The following is a 13,141-nucleotide window of genomic DNA, read 5'->3' on the forward strand; positions in this document are numbered from 1 at the left end:
GGCGCCTGACCTTGTCAGGTTCCGAATAGAAGGTCGATGGCGCGCGCGCTGCGTGCAGTGCATCGATCTCGCCGTCAGCCAGCATGCGCGTCAACGTCTGGGTCGGCCCGATCGGTTGCACCTTGAACTTCTCGGGGAGATTGAGCTTCAGCTTCTCCTCGCGTCCCGGCTCTTCCTCGCCGCCGGTGACGTAGGTGACAGAGGCGGGATCCACGCCATATTCGTCCTGCAGAATCCCACGGATCCAGACTGGCGCGGTCATTTGATATTCGGNCACGCCGATCCGCTTGCCAACGAGATCCTCGGGCTTTTCGATACCACTCTTGGCCGACACGAAGATGCAGGAATGGCGGAAGAAGCGCGAAGGGAAGACGGGAATGGCGATGAAACCGGGATTCTCCCGCCCCAGAGTAACGCAATAGGACGACATCGACAGTTCGGCGACGTCGAATTCCCGATTGCGCAGCATGCGGAAGAAGGTTTCCTCGACATCCAAGACCTGGAAGTTGAGATCGATACCGTCCGGCCGCACTGCACCCGTCTGCAGGGCTTCGGTCCGGTCATAGCCCCAACAAGCGAGGGAAAGGCTCAGTCTGGCCATTTTTACAATTTCTCCGATAGAGTGTCGAGAAGTCGGTTCGGCGCTACGTCCGTCCGCCGTCGGCTCGATTCGAGGAGCGCTACGCAACAGGCTATGGTATCAAACCCCNAGCGGNNNTCATGGATGGGGCGACGGGTTCCCAGGCAGGCACCCACGAACTCGTCGATGACCTCCTTGCGCGGCAGCTCCGGCGGTGCGATGGGCAGGAATTCACGTTCGGCATCGCCGTAGATCGAAAGACCCTTGGGCGACAGTTTCAGGTCCGCTCGCTCGCAGCTGAGGAGGATAAAACCGAAATGCTCATGATATCGCGCCAGCGCATCATTTGCGGACGCATCCGGGGCACCATATGTGCGCCTCAGCTTGGCTTCAATTTCATCCTGCGACGAAAGCGCGGCAAGGTTTTTGCGAGCCTCGCCATNNCGGGCTGGATCCTTGTCATAGCCAAGCTCGGATATCCATCCAAGGAGCTCGTCGCTGTCATAATGGGCATATCCGCTGTAGGTGAGCGACGCCACGGCACCAGCGGCGAAGGTCATCAGTGCCGTATAGGCTCCCTCACTAGAGCGGCTGCTGTCCCAGTTGGCGGCGACGGCGCGCACGGATGTGACGGGTAGGCCCACAAGACGGCGCACGACATCGATATGATGGNCTGCCTGGCTGTAGACGACACCGCCACCGCGATCGCTATCCAGTTCTTCGGACCGTCGGGGGCGNAATATGAAGTCGGTGAAGTTTAACGCCGTGACCATGCGCACCGCACCGTACTTGCCGGACGCGACCAGTTCCGCGGCGACCTGGACGGGCGCGTCAAAACCGTGGCTTGGTCCTACCACGAGCACCTTGCCCGCTTCCGCTGACGCTCGTTCCATACGCGCACAGTCGGCAAGCGACGTCGCCATCGGCTTTTCAACCAGCACGTGCTTGCCCGCTCGGAGCGCGGCGATCACCTGCTCGGCATGCAACTCATGCGGCGTCGCGATATAAACGGCGTCGATATCAGGCGAACGCAGGAGGGCGTCGAGCGTTTCGAATGCGGGGACTCCGAACTCGACCGCGAAGCGCACCCGCNCNTCGTCCCGCAGATCGAATGCTCCGGCAAACGCCACGCGAGGATCGGCTTTCAAGGCGGGCAGGGTGAGCATGAAGCCGCGGCCAAGCCCAACGATTCCTAGTCGCAACGCGTTCGTGTTCATTCGTATTCCGCCGCTCCCTTTATCCCGAACGATAAGAGCTTGAAAAAGCCACTACTACAATATAGAAGTAGCGGCAAGGACGCACGTAGAGTGTTTCGTCCTCGTGCCAAGCCAAAAAAGGAGGGTAGCTAATGACTCNGGGGCAAAATGATCTGCTTTGTCGTNTGGAAGGTNAAGCCCNGATGGGGAAGCTGATGCGGCAGCACTGGATGCCTGCCTGCATGATCGAGGAAGTGGCCGAACCCGATGGCACGCCATTGCGCGTTCGCTTGCTGGGCGAGAACATTGTNGTGTTCCGTGACACTGAAGNTCGCATCGGCGCGCTTGATGAGCTGTGTCCCCACCGCCGGNCTTCGCTCGTTTTNGGGCGCAACGAGGAGTGCGGCCTTCGCTGTCTGTACCATGGCTGGAAGTTCGACGTGGCTGGCAACGCTGTCGATATGTCTTCCGAGCCGACCGATGCGAAACTGCGCAGCACGATGAAGACGAAAGCTTATCCGGTCGTCGAGTCGGCTGGCTTCGTCTGGGTATGGATGGGTGATCCCGAGAACGTGATCCCGTTCAGCCCGCCCAACTGGTCGGCCGCCCCTGCCGAGANGATCAGCATCGTTAAGATGCACGGGGCATGCAACTGGGCGCAGATCCTGGAAGGATCGATCGATTCCGCGCACAGCTCGAGCCTGCATTCGTCGAACATGCCGACCGCATCCGAAGTCAGCGGGTCCATGGCAACGGATTCTGCCTGGCTGCGTCCGTCGGCTGACAAGTCGCCTCGCATTGAGGTGCAGAAAACGCCGTTCGGCTTCCGCTATGTCGCCATTCGCAAGGCGATCGTCGATCCGGACAAGCAGGACTATGTCCGCATGACGCTGTTTCAGGCGCNATATACGGTCCACATTCCGCCCAACGACCAATATAATCTGTCGCAGATGCTGGTTCCGATCGATGACGTGAACACCATGTTCTACTGNATCGCATGGCACCCGACCAAAGGCATCAGCCAGGATGCCTGGCGCAAGTTCTGCGGCGCGGAAATCGGCAAGGATGTCGAGCCTATCACCTACAAGAAGGTGCGGACCGCCGAGAATAACTATCTNCAGGATCGCGCCTTGATGAAGGCTGGTGATTTTACGGGAATCTACGGCATCCCCTGCCAGGATATGGCGATGTGGGAGTCAATGGGGGCGATCGCGGATCGTAGCGAGGATTTGTTGGGTTCCAGCGACAAGGCCATCTTCACCTTCCGCACGCAAATGTACCGAGCTGCCCAGGCCGTGCAAAAAGGGGAGCCTGCCATCGGAGCGATCGAACCGCGTGTTCCCTTGGCCAAGCTCAAGTCATTTGAAGGCCTGGTGCCCAAGGGNTATAATTGNCGGTTGATCAACGTCTCCGAGGAAGAGAAGCAATTGGCGGGTTCCGTCAGTAACGATGAAGAGGTCGACGCGATGNCGGATGCCGCTTCCTGATGTGCGATTTGCCAACCACCGCGGGGCTGAATCCGCAGCAACTCGATAATTTNGTCGAGTCTGTATTGAGCGAGGATATGGGGAGCGGGNACATCACGACACGCGTGGCGATCCCCGCGAGCGCGCGCTTTTCCGCCATTTTGGCGGCTCGCCAACCGGTGGTGGTCGCCGGACTTCAGCTGGCGGATGCCTTTTTCCGCAAGCTTGACCCGGATGTGGACATAGAATTGCTGGTGCAGGATGGCGACGCGGCCGGCGTCGGCCAGCCGCTTATGCGCATCGAGGGAAATGCCCAGCCGATGCTCGCAGCTGAGCGTTCGGCTCTCAATACGCNCCAGCACCTTACCGGAATTGCGACGATGACCCGTACCTATGCAGAAGCGGTTGCGGGCACGGATTGCGTACTTCTCGACACGCGCAAGACAATTCCAGGTCTGCGAACGATTGAGAAATACGCCGCTAGGGTAGGTGGCGCACGCAATCATCGCATGCGTCTCGACGACGGCATCCTTATCAAGGATAATCACATCGCCGCCGCTGGTAGCATCGTGGAGGCCGTCAAGGCAGCGAAGGCCGCCAATACCGGGCTGGAAGTACAGGTCGAGGTCGACACACTTGAGCAGATCGAGCCTGCTCTTGCAGCAGGCGCTGATCGCCTGCTTTGCGACAACATGTCCCCCGCCTTGCTCAAGCAGGCCGTCGCTCTTGTCGGCGGACGGGTACCCATAGAGGCATCGGGCGGGGTGCGTCTCGAAACGATCAGAGAGATCGCTTTAACCGGGGTCGATTTNGTGTCTGTGGGCCGCANAACGCAGAGTGCGCCGGCCGCCGATATCGGGTTGGATTACGCGCTTTCCTCATGAGGGCTGCCGCTCTGCAGTGAGCAAACACTCCCNGACTGCTTGCAGAACATCGGTAAATAGATAGTCGGAAACAGAGGGCAAATGGAAATTATCGTCACAACGCGCACCGGTGAGCGCGTGACTATCGCGCCAAATGGCGCAACCACTTTGCTGGAAGTGATCCGCGAAGCAGGCATCGACGAGCTATTGGCATTGTGCGGCGGGTGTTGCTCCTGTGCGACTAGTCATGTCCACGTTGAAGAAGCATTTCTCGATCGCTTGCCGCCCATTGGCTCCGATGAGGATGATCTCTTGGACTCGTCCGAGCAGCGCTGTGCAGGATCTCGCTTATCCTGCCAGGTTCCGATTTCGGATACTCTTGACGGTGTTAGCGTCACCATCGCGCCAGAAGACTAGTTCGCCACGAATAGCGACTGCCGGTCGCAAGGAAATTGTTATCCCATGCAGATGCGTTACGATGTACTTATTGTCGGAGCCGGGCACGGAGGTGCTCAGGCTGCGCTCGCATTGCGTCAACTTAAGTTCGCGGGAAGCGTAGCACTACTGGGCGACGAACCGGATCCTCCCTATGAACGCCCGCCGCTCTCGAAGGAATATTTCTCGGNCGAGAAAAGCTTCGAAAGGATTTTGATCCGGCCGCCGACTTTCTGGCCGGAGCGGAATATCGAGCTATTGCTTGGGCGACGCGTTGCGGCGGTCCACCCCGCGGAGCATCGCATTGCGCTCTCGGATGGAGCCCACCTCGGCTATGGTAAGCTCATCTGGGCGACAGGCGGCGCGCCGCGCCGCTTGAGTTGCTCCGGCAGTAATCTCAGGGGCGTNCATAGCGTGCGTACTCGGGCTGACGCCGACAGGATGCTCGCCGAAACAATTCGAGCGCGGAACATCGTGGTAATCGGCGGCGGCTATATCGGTTTGGAGGCTGCGGCGGTGCTTGCCAAGATCGGCAAACATGTGACGGTGCTCGAGGCCATGGATCGTGTCCTGGCGCGGGTGGCGGGCGAACCATTGTCCCGTTTTTACGAGGCGGAACATCAGGCGCATGGCGTCGACATCCGTTTGAATGCCCAAATGGATTGCCTGATCGNTAAAGATGGATGGGTATCGGGCGTTCGCATGGCGGATGGCTCGATATTGTCCGCCGACATGGTCGTTGTTGGGATTGGGATTGTTCCGGCCGTTGAACNGTTGGCGACGGCAGGCGCTGCGGGCGTCAACGGCGTGGAGGTTGACCAATTTTGCCGAACCTCGCTGCCGGACATTNATGCGATCGGCGATTGCGCAATCCATGCCAACCCCTTTGCAAGTACCCAGAAGATTCGCTTGGAATCGGTGCAGAATGCCAACGACCAGGCGATCATTGCGGTGAAACATATCATGGGCGAACCCACGCCCTATCATTCCGTTCCGTGGTTCTGGTCGAACCAGTATGATCTCAAACTCCAGACGATCGGCCTCAACCTGGGATATGACGATATCGTCATGCGGGGTGATCCGGCGAACCGCAGCTTCACCTTGGTGTATCTCAACCAGGGCAGGGTCATCGCTCTCGACTGNCGTCAATTCGGTAAAGGATTATGTGCAGGGCAAGGCACTTGTTCTCGTCCACGCCACTCCCGACAAATCCCGACTTTCGAACTGTGAAATTCCTCTCAAAACACTCGCTACGTGACGCGGCTGTCTGTTAGAGTCTAATTGATAATTATCCGTCGTAATTTCATGGTCTTGCGATGCGGCTTATGAAGAACTGTATCAATGCGATAAACAGCCAAGCGGTTGCTGAGGCAATGGTTTGCTCGAAGTCTTTGGCGAGACGCCGGTTGCGACCGAGCCAGGCAAAGGTTTGCTCAACGACCCAGCGTCTGGGCAAGACCTCGAAGCCTTTGGCGCGGTCGGACCGCTTGATAATTTCGATGGACCACCTGCTCTTGCCGATCTTGCGCAGCGCTTGCCGCAGCTTGTCACCGGCGTATCCGCCATCGGCGAAGACATGCCGTAACCACGGGAAGCGCCGGATGATCTCGGCCAGCACGAGCGGCGCGCCATCGCGGTCCTGGACGTCGGCAGTATGGATCACGGCATGCACGAGATTGCCATCGGTATCGGTCACGATGTGCCGCTTGCGTCCCTTGATCTTCTTGCCAGCATCGTAGCCGCAAGGGCCGCCGCTTTCGGTGGTTTTGACCGACTGGTTGTCGACCACACCGGCACTTGGGCTTGCCTCGCGTCCTTCAATCTCGCGCAGGTTCATGACCAGCACCGTGTTCATCGCCTCGAGCAGACCAGCGTTGCGCCAGGCGTAGAAATAGCGCTGGACCGTCGAGACTGGCGGGAAGCATTTGGGCAGAAGCCGCCAGGCACAACCGCTCGCCGCGATGTAGAGCAAGGCGTTCAGGACTTCGCGCATGTCCGTTGCCCGGCGCCGACCTCCCCGCTTGGCCCCAGGGATGAACGGCGCTGCCAACGCCCACTCCCGATCCGTCATATCGCTAGAATAGCGCAAGCCTTTCCGGCTATGCTCCTGCCGGGCAATACCAGTCCATGCCATTGATCACTCCATCTCTCGCAGGACGGCTTGAATCACAACATGCTGGTATCGCTCAACAACTTTTGGGTCGGGCTCTGAGGTTGCTCAGCCCTCTCGCCGGAGCGACGCCATCGCCTCGATATGCAAGGCGCCGGCGAACTGCATGATCAGAAGCGGATGAGCACCGCGCGCAGATAGGGCTGGCAGGTCGCGGGCCAGCAGAGCTGCGATATCGCCCTCCTCGATGCCGCCTCTGGCTGTGTCCGCGTCGAGTCCGTCGAGCAGCGACGCATCGCGGGCGACTTTTCGAAGCAGTCGGTCAAGCGCAAGGTTCATGCGGCGCTCAATCTCGCAAGGGCAATCCCGGTTCCCCATCGGGTAACCGGCTCATAGCACAGTACNTCGGCTCGACCGTTGCAAGCCGCTATCGCCGTGATCCAGTTCCGGATCTCCTGACCGCCATTTCCGGCCTGCCTGCCCACATCGTCAGTGTCGAGCGCGGTCACAGCATCAAGGTCGCCCCGCACCAAGCAATCAAGGAACNAACGATCAAAGACTGGATTGACTTTTCCCATCTCGGGCGTCGCGACCCAGTGCGACAAGCCGCCGCCTGCCAGCAACACAACGCGCTCGTCGCTTTCCCGCGCCTCGATCGCGCGACCGATCATCGCGCCCAGCGCGGCACAGCGCTGAAACGTTGGGAGAGGGGGTGTGCTGGAGTTCATGAATAACGGAACGACCGGAATATCGAACTCTGGCGTCAACAGGCTCAGTGGGCACAAGAAGCCGTGATCGAGTTNAGGCTCCACTGCCCACGCCAGGTCAAATCCTTCGATGATTCCGCANTCAAGCAGGTGCTGCGAAAANTCGCCGGCGATCGGAACGCTCCTCGCGGCCACACCGGCATCACCCCAGCCTTGGGATTCCTTACNGAGGGCGACGCAGAACTGCGGATAGCAATCGTAAANGAAGCTGTTGAGATGATCGCTGCTGACCATGACGATCACGTCAGGAGCAAGGGTTGCGATTTCCTCGCGAAGCTGCCCGAACGCCCGATGAACCCTGGCCTGTACAGGATCCTCCCGGTCGAAGGTGCGGATCATCATCCCGGTGTGCGATGTTGCATAGCCAGCGACTAGGTGCGCCATGGTCGATCTAGAGCCGACGAAGGAAATTGAGGAGCACGCCATTGAACTCGGCGGGCTTTTCGAACTGCGGCCAATGGCCTGCGTCNTCCATCAGATACCATGAAGCGCCGGGAATTATGCGGCTTGCTTCGTACCCCACCTCCCAAGGCATAGTCGGGTTTTGCCGTGTCCAGAGGACCAACGCCGGACACGCAATGGCGGCAAGCCGTTCGCGGGTCAGGGTCCAGGCTCCGCNTCCGGTGAGCTCGCCGACCATCCTGTCTGAAATCGCCATGAACGCGGGGTCGGCATAGATTCTGTAGCGCGCTTCAACGAGTTCATCGGTCACGACACTGGCGTCATGCATAAGCCATTCGAGCCTGGCGCGCACGCTCTGGCGTGTCGGCGCGCTGATCGCACTGGCGGTGGCACTGGCGACCTTGGCACCGATCTTTTGGGTCAGCGCGTCGGCGTCTGCCGACACCTCCAGCCCCGCACCGGTGACGCAGGCATAGCCCNGTACCCGATCCGGGTGATTGACCGCGATCCAGCNTCCGACCCNAGCCGCCNAGCGACTGCCCGACAATAATCGCTGAAGGCGCGCCTATGGCATCCACATACGCAAGGACGTGCTCGCCCAGCGACGCGATCGAATAGGAAATGTCGGGNCTTTGCGGTGAGGCCGTGGCCCAGCATGTCGAGTGCGTGGACCTGATGGTGGGCAGAAAGCGGTACAATGTTGCGGATCNACGTTTCGGCGTGGCCGGTTATGCCGTGTAGCAGGATGACCGGAGCGCCTTGTCCNGCAACGACGCTTCGGGTGCGATGGCCGCCCACGTCGGTGAAACGCGTCTCGGCCCCTATGACCTCGCCCGAGAAGCTGGCGCTCACAGGAACACCGACAGCGCGCGCGGAAGGACCCGCTGATCGAGAAACACGCGCCGCTCCGTGATCAACCAACTGCTGTCATCGCGGACCAGGGAGTCGAGCCGATAGCCTGCGAAGAACTCGCCCTTTCTGTCGCGGCGGCCTTGAAAGACGAGGATGTTCGAACGTGCGATCACAGTCCNGCCCTCGCCGGCGGTCACAAGGACATTGGACACATAGTGCCGGGTGCGTGAACGTGGCTGTTCGGAGAACGCCATACCGCTCTTCATGCGCTCCAGCCGCTTGGCCATGAATGCNTTAGTCTCCTCAACCAGTGCCCATTCACCCTCCGCGGAAACGCGGCTCTGGTCATAGTCGAGNCGTCTCGGCGATCGNCATCCAGTAGCGTGCTTCGTCCGTAAAAAGCTCAAGCCATTCGTCGAAGCGCAGATCATCGAGCAACAGCGCTTCATGGAACAGAAAGGCTTCGACCCCTGGCCGGATCTCAAGCAGATATTCGCCCATTTCAGCCCTCCCGTCCGGTCATCAGCTGGAGCCAATAGCGGTAAAAATTGCGGTGGTTGGCTTCGGTGTAGTGCGGCCCCAATCGCCCAGGCAGCCCCTCGACCTTCATTTCATCCTCGTGACCAAGACCNATTGCATAGTGCAGATCCTGCTTTCCGCAGACGGCCCCGCGAAGCACCTCGCTGATCCGTTCGAAATTCTCGCCGTCATCCTGCCCGAAAATACCTGCGGCAGCATTTTCCTGNNACATCTGCGACCTGGCATAGTCCTTCACGCTCTGCGGGGCCCCNGAATCAAAGAAGGTCGTCTGCCACACTTCCACTTCATTGGGCCCTTTTGGCAGCCATTGCAGAAGGCCAAAGGCATGAAAGCATCCGAACTTGATCCATGAAAGGTTCGGGAAGATATTGCCCTCGCCGATTCCGTGGATGTCCGCCTGCCTTTCGGAAAGGTGCTCGCGGACGCGCGCATTGAACGCCTCAACATAGGCCGCAGCGTCCGGACCGAACATCTGGGCCATGCCCCGATCGTTCTCGATCGCTCGGCCGGGCTTTGGAATATCGCCCATGCCGTGGCCATGGTCAAAGTTTGCGGTGTAGTCGGCGAGATGGTCATAGTCCGGCAGGAAGCCGATGCGGAATGCCGCACCGTGCGTCGATAGCACGTGATAGTCGTCGCCCGCGAAATTCTCCGAGGCGAGCTTCCAGTTGGTCTTCATGCGAAACTTCATCACGGGGCCGATCGGGACCAGATCGCCAAGGGCCCCGACCATCGGAATGTCGAGATACCAGAGCATGTCGCGACCGAGATAGTCCTCGAGCGAAACGGCACCATAGTCCCAGTTGGCGAAGATAAAACCACGATAGATCTCGACACGTGGCACACGGACGAGGCCGTGCGACGCCTTGTCGAGCTCGTTGTGATAGGCCTCCTGCATCTTGGGGACACCCAGAAGCGCGCCGTCACGCCCATAGGTCCAGCCGTGATAGGGACATCGGAACAGGCTGGCATTGCCACGATCCGACGAGCAGACGGCAAGGCCGCGATGCCGACAGGAATTGAGCAACACATTGATGTCGCCACCCCTGCCTCGCGAAACAATAACGCTATCCTCGCCGATGAATGCGGTCACATAATCGCCGACGTTTGGAATCTGAGCCTCGTGACCGACATAGGTCCAGGTCTTCATGAAGATCTGGGTCAGTTCGCGCTGGTAGATCTCCGGATCATTGAACACGCGGCTGTTCACGATGCCGCGGGCCGGATCGACGAGCCGGTGTAGATCGTCGGTCTCGATCTCGGGGTGGTTCATGAGGGCTGTGGCCATGATGATCTCCGTAATGCGGTTCGTGTTAGGTTGGCTCGTCGCCGACTGCAACCTGGTGTTTGAGGTCGATAGGACGGCCTTCCCTAGCCGACTCTTCGATCGCCTGGCAGAGCTCGACCGTACCCTTGCCCCACCGTCCGTCGTGAAAGCTCGGCGTGTCGTTGAACATCGCGTCATAGACCTGCATGAATTCCGCCGCCCGGCCCGAATGGCCCGTCACCACGACTTCCTCCACGCCATTGTCGTCGTGGATATAGAGGCCCTCGAGCGACTGACGGATGATGCCGCGGTCGCAGGCAACGATGATCAGGCCGAAAAAGGGCTGCACGGGTTCGGCAAAGGGTTCGAAACCCGGCGTGACCGGCGCATATCCCCAGCGCTGGAACGATTCATTTTCGTTGACGCCGCCGTACCGCAGGTCGTTCTTGAGCTTCCACAATTCCGCTTCCGCGTCCTCCGGCGATTTCTCGGCGAGCAGCTTTTTCATGTTGCCCCGCAAGAACCAGCCCGATCCCGGATCCTGAGCCCACCCGCCTTCGCTCGCATTGAACGTATAGCAAGTGCTGTCAAAATAGCCGCGCCAGTCGAACAGGGCGTTGGCAGCTGCACCGTTGGCAAACTCGATATAAGCCGAATACCCGCCTTCGACATTGCGCAGGTGGTCCCACCATGTGTGCGCGCGCACCGATTTCACGACCCCGCCGCCGAGATAGCGGATGATGTCCATCTGGTGCGGCCCCTGATTGTAGAGATCGCCGTGCCACATCTGGAGCTCGCGGGTCGGCCATGGCTGCGCGTTGAAGAAATTATAGTTCAGCGCATTGATATGCCGGACGGGGCCGAGCCGCCCGCTTGCAATCACCTCGCGCATCGCCCGGATGGGGGCGTCCATCGCGTGGCTGTGCGCCGCAATCAGGTGGACACCGTGCTTGTCGCATGCCGCGATCATGGCATCAACCTCTTCCACCGAAAGCGAGAGCGGCTTTTCGCACAGGACGTGCTTGCCGTTCCGCGCAGCGATCAGGGTGTGCTCAAGGTGCAGCTCGTGCGGCGAGGATATGTAAACCGCATCGACGTTTGTGCTGCGGCACATGGCCTCGACGTCGGTATAGACTTCGGCATCATACTCCTTGGCAAATTGCGCGAGTGCATCTTCGCGAAGATCGCAAGCGGCCGTGAAGCGTATCGGAAGAGTACGTATGTCCTGCCGCTCCCAGTTGAGCACCAGGCCGGATGCCTGTCCGAGGCCGACGATTCCGATCCGTAGAATCTTGTCCGTTGCGCAGTCGAGCTCAGCGTGTCCGGCTTGGGTCAATACAGACATGTCAATCCTCTTTCCTGCCACAGAACGAGCTCGTCACTCGTTTTTCACTTTTATACAGAAGTATTAATACTGACCCGTGCAGGCGATGTCTAGCACCAAAGAACCGCCATACGCTGATAGATTCAGCTTCCATCGCCACCGTTTGTGCGGACCATGTCGAGCGGGGCTGTTGAAAAAGCCATGCCGATGTGATTCATGTGTGGACGACCCTCGTTGGGCAAGGGGAAGTTGACGCGTGCGGCTGGCCTGGTCAGGTTCATTCATGTGTTCGGCCTTTTCGCGCGGCGCGAGGGGCCGCTGGCCATGATGGTGTCGGTGGATCGGTCCTCATCACTGTGACGCGCTCGGAGCGCGCTGAATCACGCAGGTTTCCCGATCCCCGGCTTGACCGGATCAGCATCACGCGTGTCGTTCTCTCCTGCTAAAACTGGTTGCGCGCGAGTGTCAGGCGATCGCCGGCGCCGCGCGATAATTCTCCTCCCGCGCCATCACCGCCCAGGCGATCCGCGCCATCTTGTTGGCGACGGCGACGGTCACCAGCCTTGCTGGTTTGCGCTCAAGCAGCCGGTCCGCCCAAATGCTGACGGTGGTTGCCTTGCGCCGGGTGTAGCGGATGACGGCGGTGGCGCCGAAGACGAGGAGGTGGCGCAGGTAGCGATCTCCCATCTTGGAGATGGCTCCCATGCGCTCCTTGCCACCTGAGGAGTGCTGCTTGGGCACGAGGCCGAGCCAGGCGGCGAATTGGCGGCCCGAGCGGAAGACTCGGGCATCCTGCGAGAGATGGAGTGATCAATGGCATGGACTGGTATTGCTCAACAACTTTTGGGTCGGGCTCTTAGCGCAAAGGCTAGAGGTTCAAGCCGACACGTACCCCAAAGGTGCGCGGCGGCTCCAGGAACGTGGAGGCCGCAATAGGTACGAATGGCTGATTGCTGCCGCCCGCAGTTCCCGCCTGAACCGGCTCGTCCTCGATGTTCTTCACCNACACGCCGGCATTCCATCGGCCATTTTCCGCAAAATAGGTCAATGAGGCATCGGTCTTGGTATACGGCTTTTGCCTGCCACCCGGGGTGTGGTTGAAGTCCGCGAAAAANGCTGCTCTCGAAACGCGAGTAGGCTTGGGCCCGGATGTAACCGCGCGCCAGCTGGAAGTCGTGGTGATACCCGGCGCTGATCGTCCAATCCGGCGCATATTGCAGCTGCAGGCCGTCATNNTTGGTGGGCATCCCCGGAAAAACGATTCCCGGCGGCAGATCGAAGCTCTTGTTGCGCGCATGGAGATACCCGACCGAAAGACTCAGCTGGTCGTCGCTGGTCG

At 59.8% G+C, this 13,141-nt stretch carries 11 protein-coding genes and 28 pseudogenes; 17 read left to right on the forward strand and 22 right to left on the reverse strand.

Going from position 1 to position 13,141, the window contains the following annotated elements; genetic code table 11:
- From CAF53_RS28500 to CAF53_RS29145, 6 pseudogenes are all read right to left on the reverse strand, one after another.
- Window positions 1-273, reverse strand: a pseudogene (locus CAF53_RS28500) (ABC transporter substrate-binding protein); the annotation flags it as partial.
- A 1-nt stretch (window position 274) separates the two neighbouring features.
- Window positions 275-601 (reverse strand): annotated as a pseudogene (locus tag CAF53_RS28505) (ABC transporter substrate-binding protein); the annotation flags it as partial.
- Window positions 602-1,024: 423 nt separating this feature from the next.
- Window positions 1,025-1,252 (reverse strand): annotated as a pseudogene (locus tag CAF53_RS28510) (gfo/Idh/MocA family oxidoreductase); the annotation flags it as partial.
- 1 nt (window position 1,253) lies between these two features.
- Window positions 1,254-1,317: pseudogene (locus CAF53_RS28515) on the reverse strand (hypothetical protein); the annotation flags it as partial.
- Window position 1,318: 1 nt separating this feature from the next.
- Window positions 1,319-1,674: pseudogene (locus CAF53_RS28520) on the reverse strand (Gfo/Idh/MocA family oxidoreductase); the annotation flags it as partial.
- A 1-nt stretch (window position 1,675) separates the two neighbouring features.
- Window positions 1,676-1,797 (reverse strand): annotated as a pseudogene (locus CAF53_RS29145) (hypothetical protein); the annotation flags it as partial.
- Window positions 1,798-2,006: 209 nt separating this feature from the next.
- Between CAF53_RS29145 and CAF53_RS28530 the strand changes: the two are divergent.
- The 17 genes and pseudogenes from CAF53_RS28530 to CAF53_RS28610 all read left to right on the forward strand — a co-directional run.
- Window positions 2,007-2,086 (forward strand): hypothetical protein (locus CAF53_RS28530; protein WP_277949229.1); only part of this gene is annotated, 80 nt, incomplete at its 3' end.
- Window positions 2,087-2,162: 76 nt separating this feature from the next.
- Window positions 2,163-2,394 (forward strand): annotated as a pseudogene (locus CAF53_RS28550) (MarR family transcriptional regulator); the annotation flags it as partial.
- Window position 2,395: 1 nt separating this feature from the next.
- Window positions 2,396-2,679: pseudogene (locus tag CAF53_RS28555) on the forward strand (MarR family transcriptional regulator); the annotation flags it as partial.
- A gap of 1 nt (window position 2,680) precedes the next feature.
- A pseudogene (locus tag CAF53_RS28560) lies at window positions 2,681-2,767 on the forward strand (hypothetical protein); the annotation flags it as partial.
- A gap of 1 nt (window position 2,768) precedes the next feature.
- Window positions 2,769-2,893: hypothetical protein (locus CAF53_RS28565; protein WP_242443663.1), on the forward strand; the 125-nt coding region annotated here is incomplete at its 3' end.
- A 1-nt stretch (window position 2,894) separates the two neighbouring features.
- Window positions 2,895-3,160 (forward strand): annotated as a pseudogene (locus CAF53_RS28570) (MarR family transcriptional regulator); the annotation flags it as partial.
- 10 nt (window positions 3,161-3,170) lie between these two features.
- The coding region (locus CAF53_RS29150; RefSeq protein WP_277949230.1) for a hypothetical protein at window positions 3,171-3,245 on the forward strand (75 nt) is incomplete at both ends.
- A 108-nt stretch (window positions 3,246-3,353) separates the two neighbouring features.
- Window positions 3,354-3,596: pseudogene (locus tag CAF53_RS28575) on the forward strand (nicotinate-nucleotide diphosphorylase (carboxylating)); the annotation flags it as partial.
- 1 nt (window position 3,597) lies between these two features.
- Window positions 3,598-4,053, forward strand: a pseudogene (locus CAF53_RS28580) (nicotinate-nucleotide diphosphorylase (carboxylating)); the annotation flags it as partial.
- Between the two features lie 18 nt (window positions 4,054-4,071).
- Window positions 4,072-4,126, forward strand: a pseudogene (locus CAF53_RS29155) (hypothetical protein); the annotation flags it as partial.
- A gap of 81 nt (window positions 4,127-4,207) precedes the next feature.
- Window positions 4,208-4,522 (forward strand): 2Fe-2S iron-sulfur cluster-binding protein, encoded by a 315-nt coding sequence (locus CAF53_RS25155; protein ID WP_100239955.1) that lies wholly within the window; start codon window positions 4,208-4,210, stop codon window positions 4,520-4,522.
- A gap of 45 nt (window positions 4,523-4,567) precedes the next feature.
- A partial coding sequence (locus CAF53_RS28585) for an FAD-dependent oxidoreductase (RefSeq protein ID WP_242443664.1) occupies window positions 4,568-4,730 on the forward strand: 163 nt, incomplete at its 3' end.
- 1 nt (window position 4,731) lies between these two features.
- A pseudogene (locus CAF53_RS28590) lies at window positions 4,732-4,947 on the forward strand (NAD(P)/FAD-dependent oxidoreductase); the annotation flags it as partial.
- 1 nt (window position 4,948) lies between these two features.
- Window positions 4,949-5,213 (forward strand): annotated as a pseudogene (locus CAF53_RS28595) (FAD-dependent oxidoreductase); the annotation flags it as partial.
- A 1-nt stretch (window position 5,214) separates the two neighbouring features.
- Window positions 5,215-5,312: pseudogene (locus tag CAF53_RS28600) on the forward strand (hypothetical protein); the annotation flags it as partial.
- 1 nt (window position 5,313) lies between these two features.
- Window positions 5,314-5,389: pseudogene (locus CAF53_RS28605) on the forward strand (hypothetical protein); the annotation flags it as partial.
- Between the two features lies 1 nt (window position 5,390).
- Window positions 5,391-5,682: pseudogene (locus tag CAF53_RS28610) on the forward strand (oxidoreductase C-terminal domain-containing protein); the annotation flags it as partial.
- A 161-nt stretch (window positions 5,683-5,843) separates the two neighbouring features.
- On the opposite strand, the gene CAF53_RS25165 reads toward CAF53_RS28610, so the two are convergent.
- From CAF53_RS25165 to CAF53_RS25200, 16 genes and pseudogenes are all read right to left on the reverse strand, one after another.
- Window positions 5,844-6,674 carry an IS5 family transposase gene (locus CAF53_RS25165; RefSeq protein WP_100239956.1) on the reverse strand — a complete coding sequence of 277 codons (831 nt, stop codon included), beginning with the start codon at window positions 6,672-6,674 and terminating at the stop codon, window positions 5,844-5,846.
- Between the two features lie 84 nt (window positions 6,675-6,758).
- Window positions 6,759-6,989, reverse strand: coding sequence for a hypothetical protein (locus CAF53_RS25170; RefSeq protein WP_100239957.1), 231 nt, complete (start codon window positions 6,987-6,989; stop codon window positions 6,759-6,761).
- A partial coding sequence (locus CAF53_RS29160) for a hypothetical protein (RefSeq protein ID WP_277949231.1) occupies window positions 6,986-7,054 on the reverse strand: 69 nt, incomplete at its 5' end. The genes CAF53_RS25170 and CAF53_RS29160, both read right to left, overlap by 4 nt.
- Before the next feature lies 1 nt (window position 7,055).
- Window positions 7,056-7,196: pseudogene (locus CAF53_RS28615) on the reverse strand (hypothetical protein); the annotation flags it as partial.
- A 1-nt stretch (window position 7,197) separates the two neighbouring features.
- Window positions 7,198-7,452, reverse strand: a pseudogene (locus CAF53_RS28620) (2,3-dihydroxyphenylpropionate 1,2-dioxygenase); the annotation flags it as partial.
- A 1-nt stretch (window position 7,453) separates the two neighbouring features.
- Window positions 7,454-7,498 (reverse strand): annotated as a pseudogene (locus CAF53_RS28625) (hypothetical protein); the annotation flags it as partial.
- Between the two features lie 22 nt (window positions 7,499-7,520).
- A pseudogene (locus CAF53_RS28635) lies at window positions 7,521-7,584 on the reverse strand (hypothetical protein); the annotation flags it as partial.
- Between the two features lie 37 nt (window positions 7,585-7,621).
- Window positions 7,622-7,843 (reverse strand): annotated as a pseudogene (locus CAF53_RS28645) (hypothetical protein); the annotation flags it as partial.
- Window positions 7,844-8,667: 824 nt separating this feature from the next.
- Window positions 8,668-8,849: aromatic-ring-hydroxylating dioxygenase subunit beta (locus tag CAF53_RS28650; protein WP_242443654.1), on the reverse strand; the 182-nt coding region annotated here is incomplete at its 5' end.
- Window position 8,850: 1 nt separating this feature from the next.
- Window positions 8,851-8,958, reverse strand: a pseudogene (locus tag CAF53_RS28655) (aromatic-ring-hydroxylating dioxygenase subunit beta); the annotation flags it as partial.
- Window positions 8,959-9,173: 215 nt separating this feature from the next.
- The coding region (locus tag CAF53_RS28670) for a hypothetical protein (protein ID WP_242443665.1) at window positions 9,174-9,302 on the reverse strand (129 nt) is incomplete at its 5' end.
- A gap of 1 nt (window position 9,303) precedes the next feature.
- Window positions 9,304-9,416: pseudogene (locus tag CAF53_RS28675) on the reverse strand (hypothetical protein); the annotation flags it as partial.
- Window positions 9,417-9,418: 2 nt separating this feature from the next.
- Window positions 9,419-9,461: pseudogene (locus CAF53_RS28680) on the reverse strand (hypothetical protein); the annotation flags it as partial.
- Between the two features lies 1 nt (window position 9,462).
- A pseudogene (locus tag CAF53_RS25190) lies at window positions 9,463-10,499 on the reverse strand (aromatic ring-hydroxylating dioxygenase subunit alpha); the annotation flags it as partial.
- A 25-nt stretch (window positions 10,500-10,524) separates the two neighbouring features.
- Window positions 10,525-11,844: a Gfo/Idh/MocA family oxidoreductase gene (locus CAF53_RS25195; protein ID WP_157801373.1), complete on the reverse strand. Its 1,320-nt coding sequence runs from the start codon at window positions 11,842-11,844 to the stop codon at window positions 10,525-10,527.
- A 423-nt stretch (window positions 11,845-12,267) separates the two neighbouring features.
- Window positions 12,268-12,588: pseudogene (locus tag CAF53_RS25200) on the reverse strand (transposase); the annotation flags it as partial.
- Window positions 12,589-13,141: the final 553 nt, after the last annotated feature.

This window comes from Sphingobium sp. LB126, assembly GCF_002795205.1.
In the GTDB taxonomy this organism is placed as follows: domain Bacteria; phylum Pseudomonadota; class Alphaproteobacteria; order Sphingomonadales; family Sphingomonadaceae; genus Sphingobium; species Sphingobium chungbukense.

Coding starts and splice junctions, on each gene's coding strand:
- CAF53_RS25155 (WP_100239955.1), top strand. CDS start 4,208: ATGGAAATTATCGTCACAACGCGCACCGGTGAGCGCGTGACTATCGCG.
- CAF53_RS25165 (WP_100239956.1), bottom strand. CDS start 6,674: ATGGCATGGACTGGTATTGCCCGGCAGGAGCATAGCCGGAAAGGCTTG.
- CAF53_RS25170 (WP_100239957.1), bottom strand. CDS start 6,989: ATGAACCTTGCGCTTGACCGACTGCTTCGAAAAGTCGCCCGCGATGCG.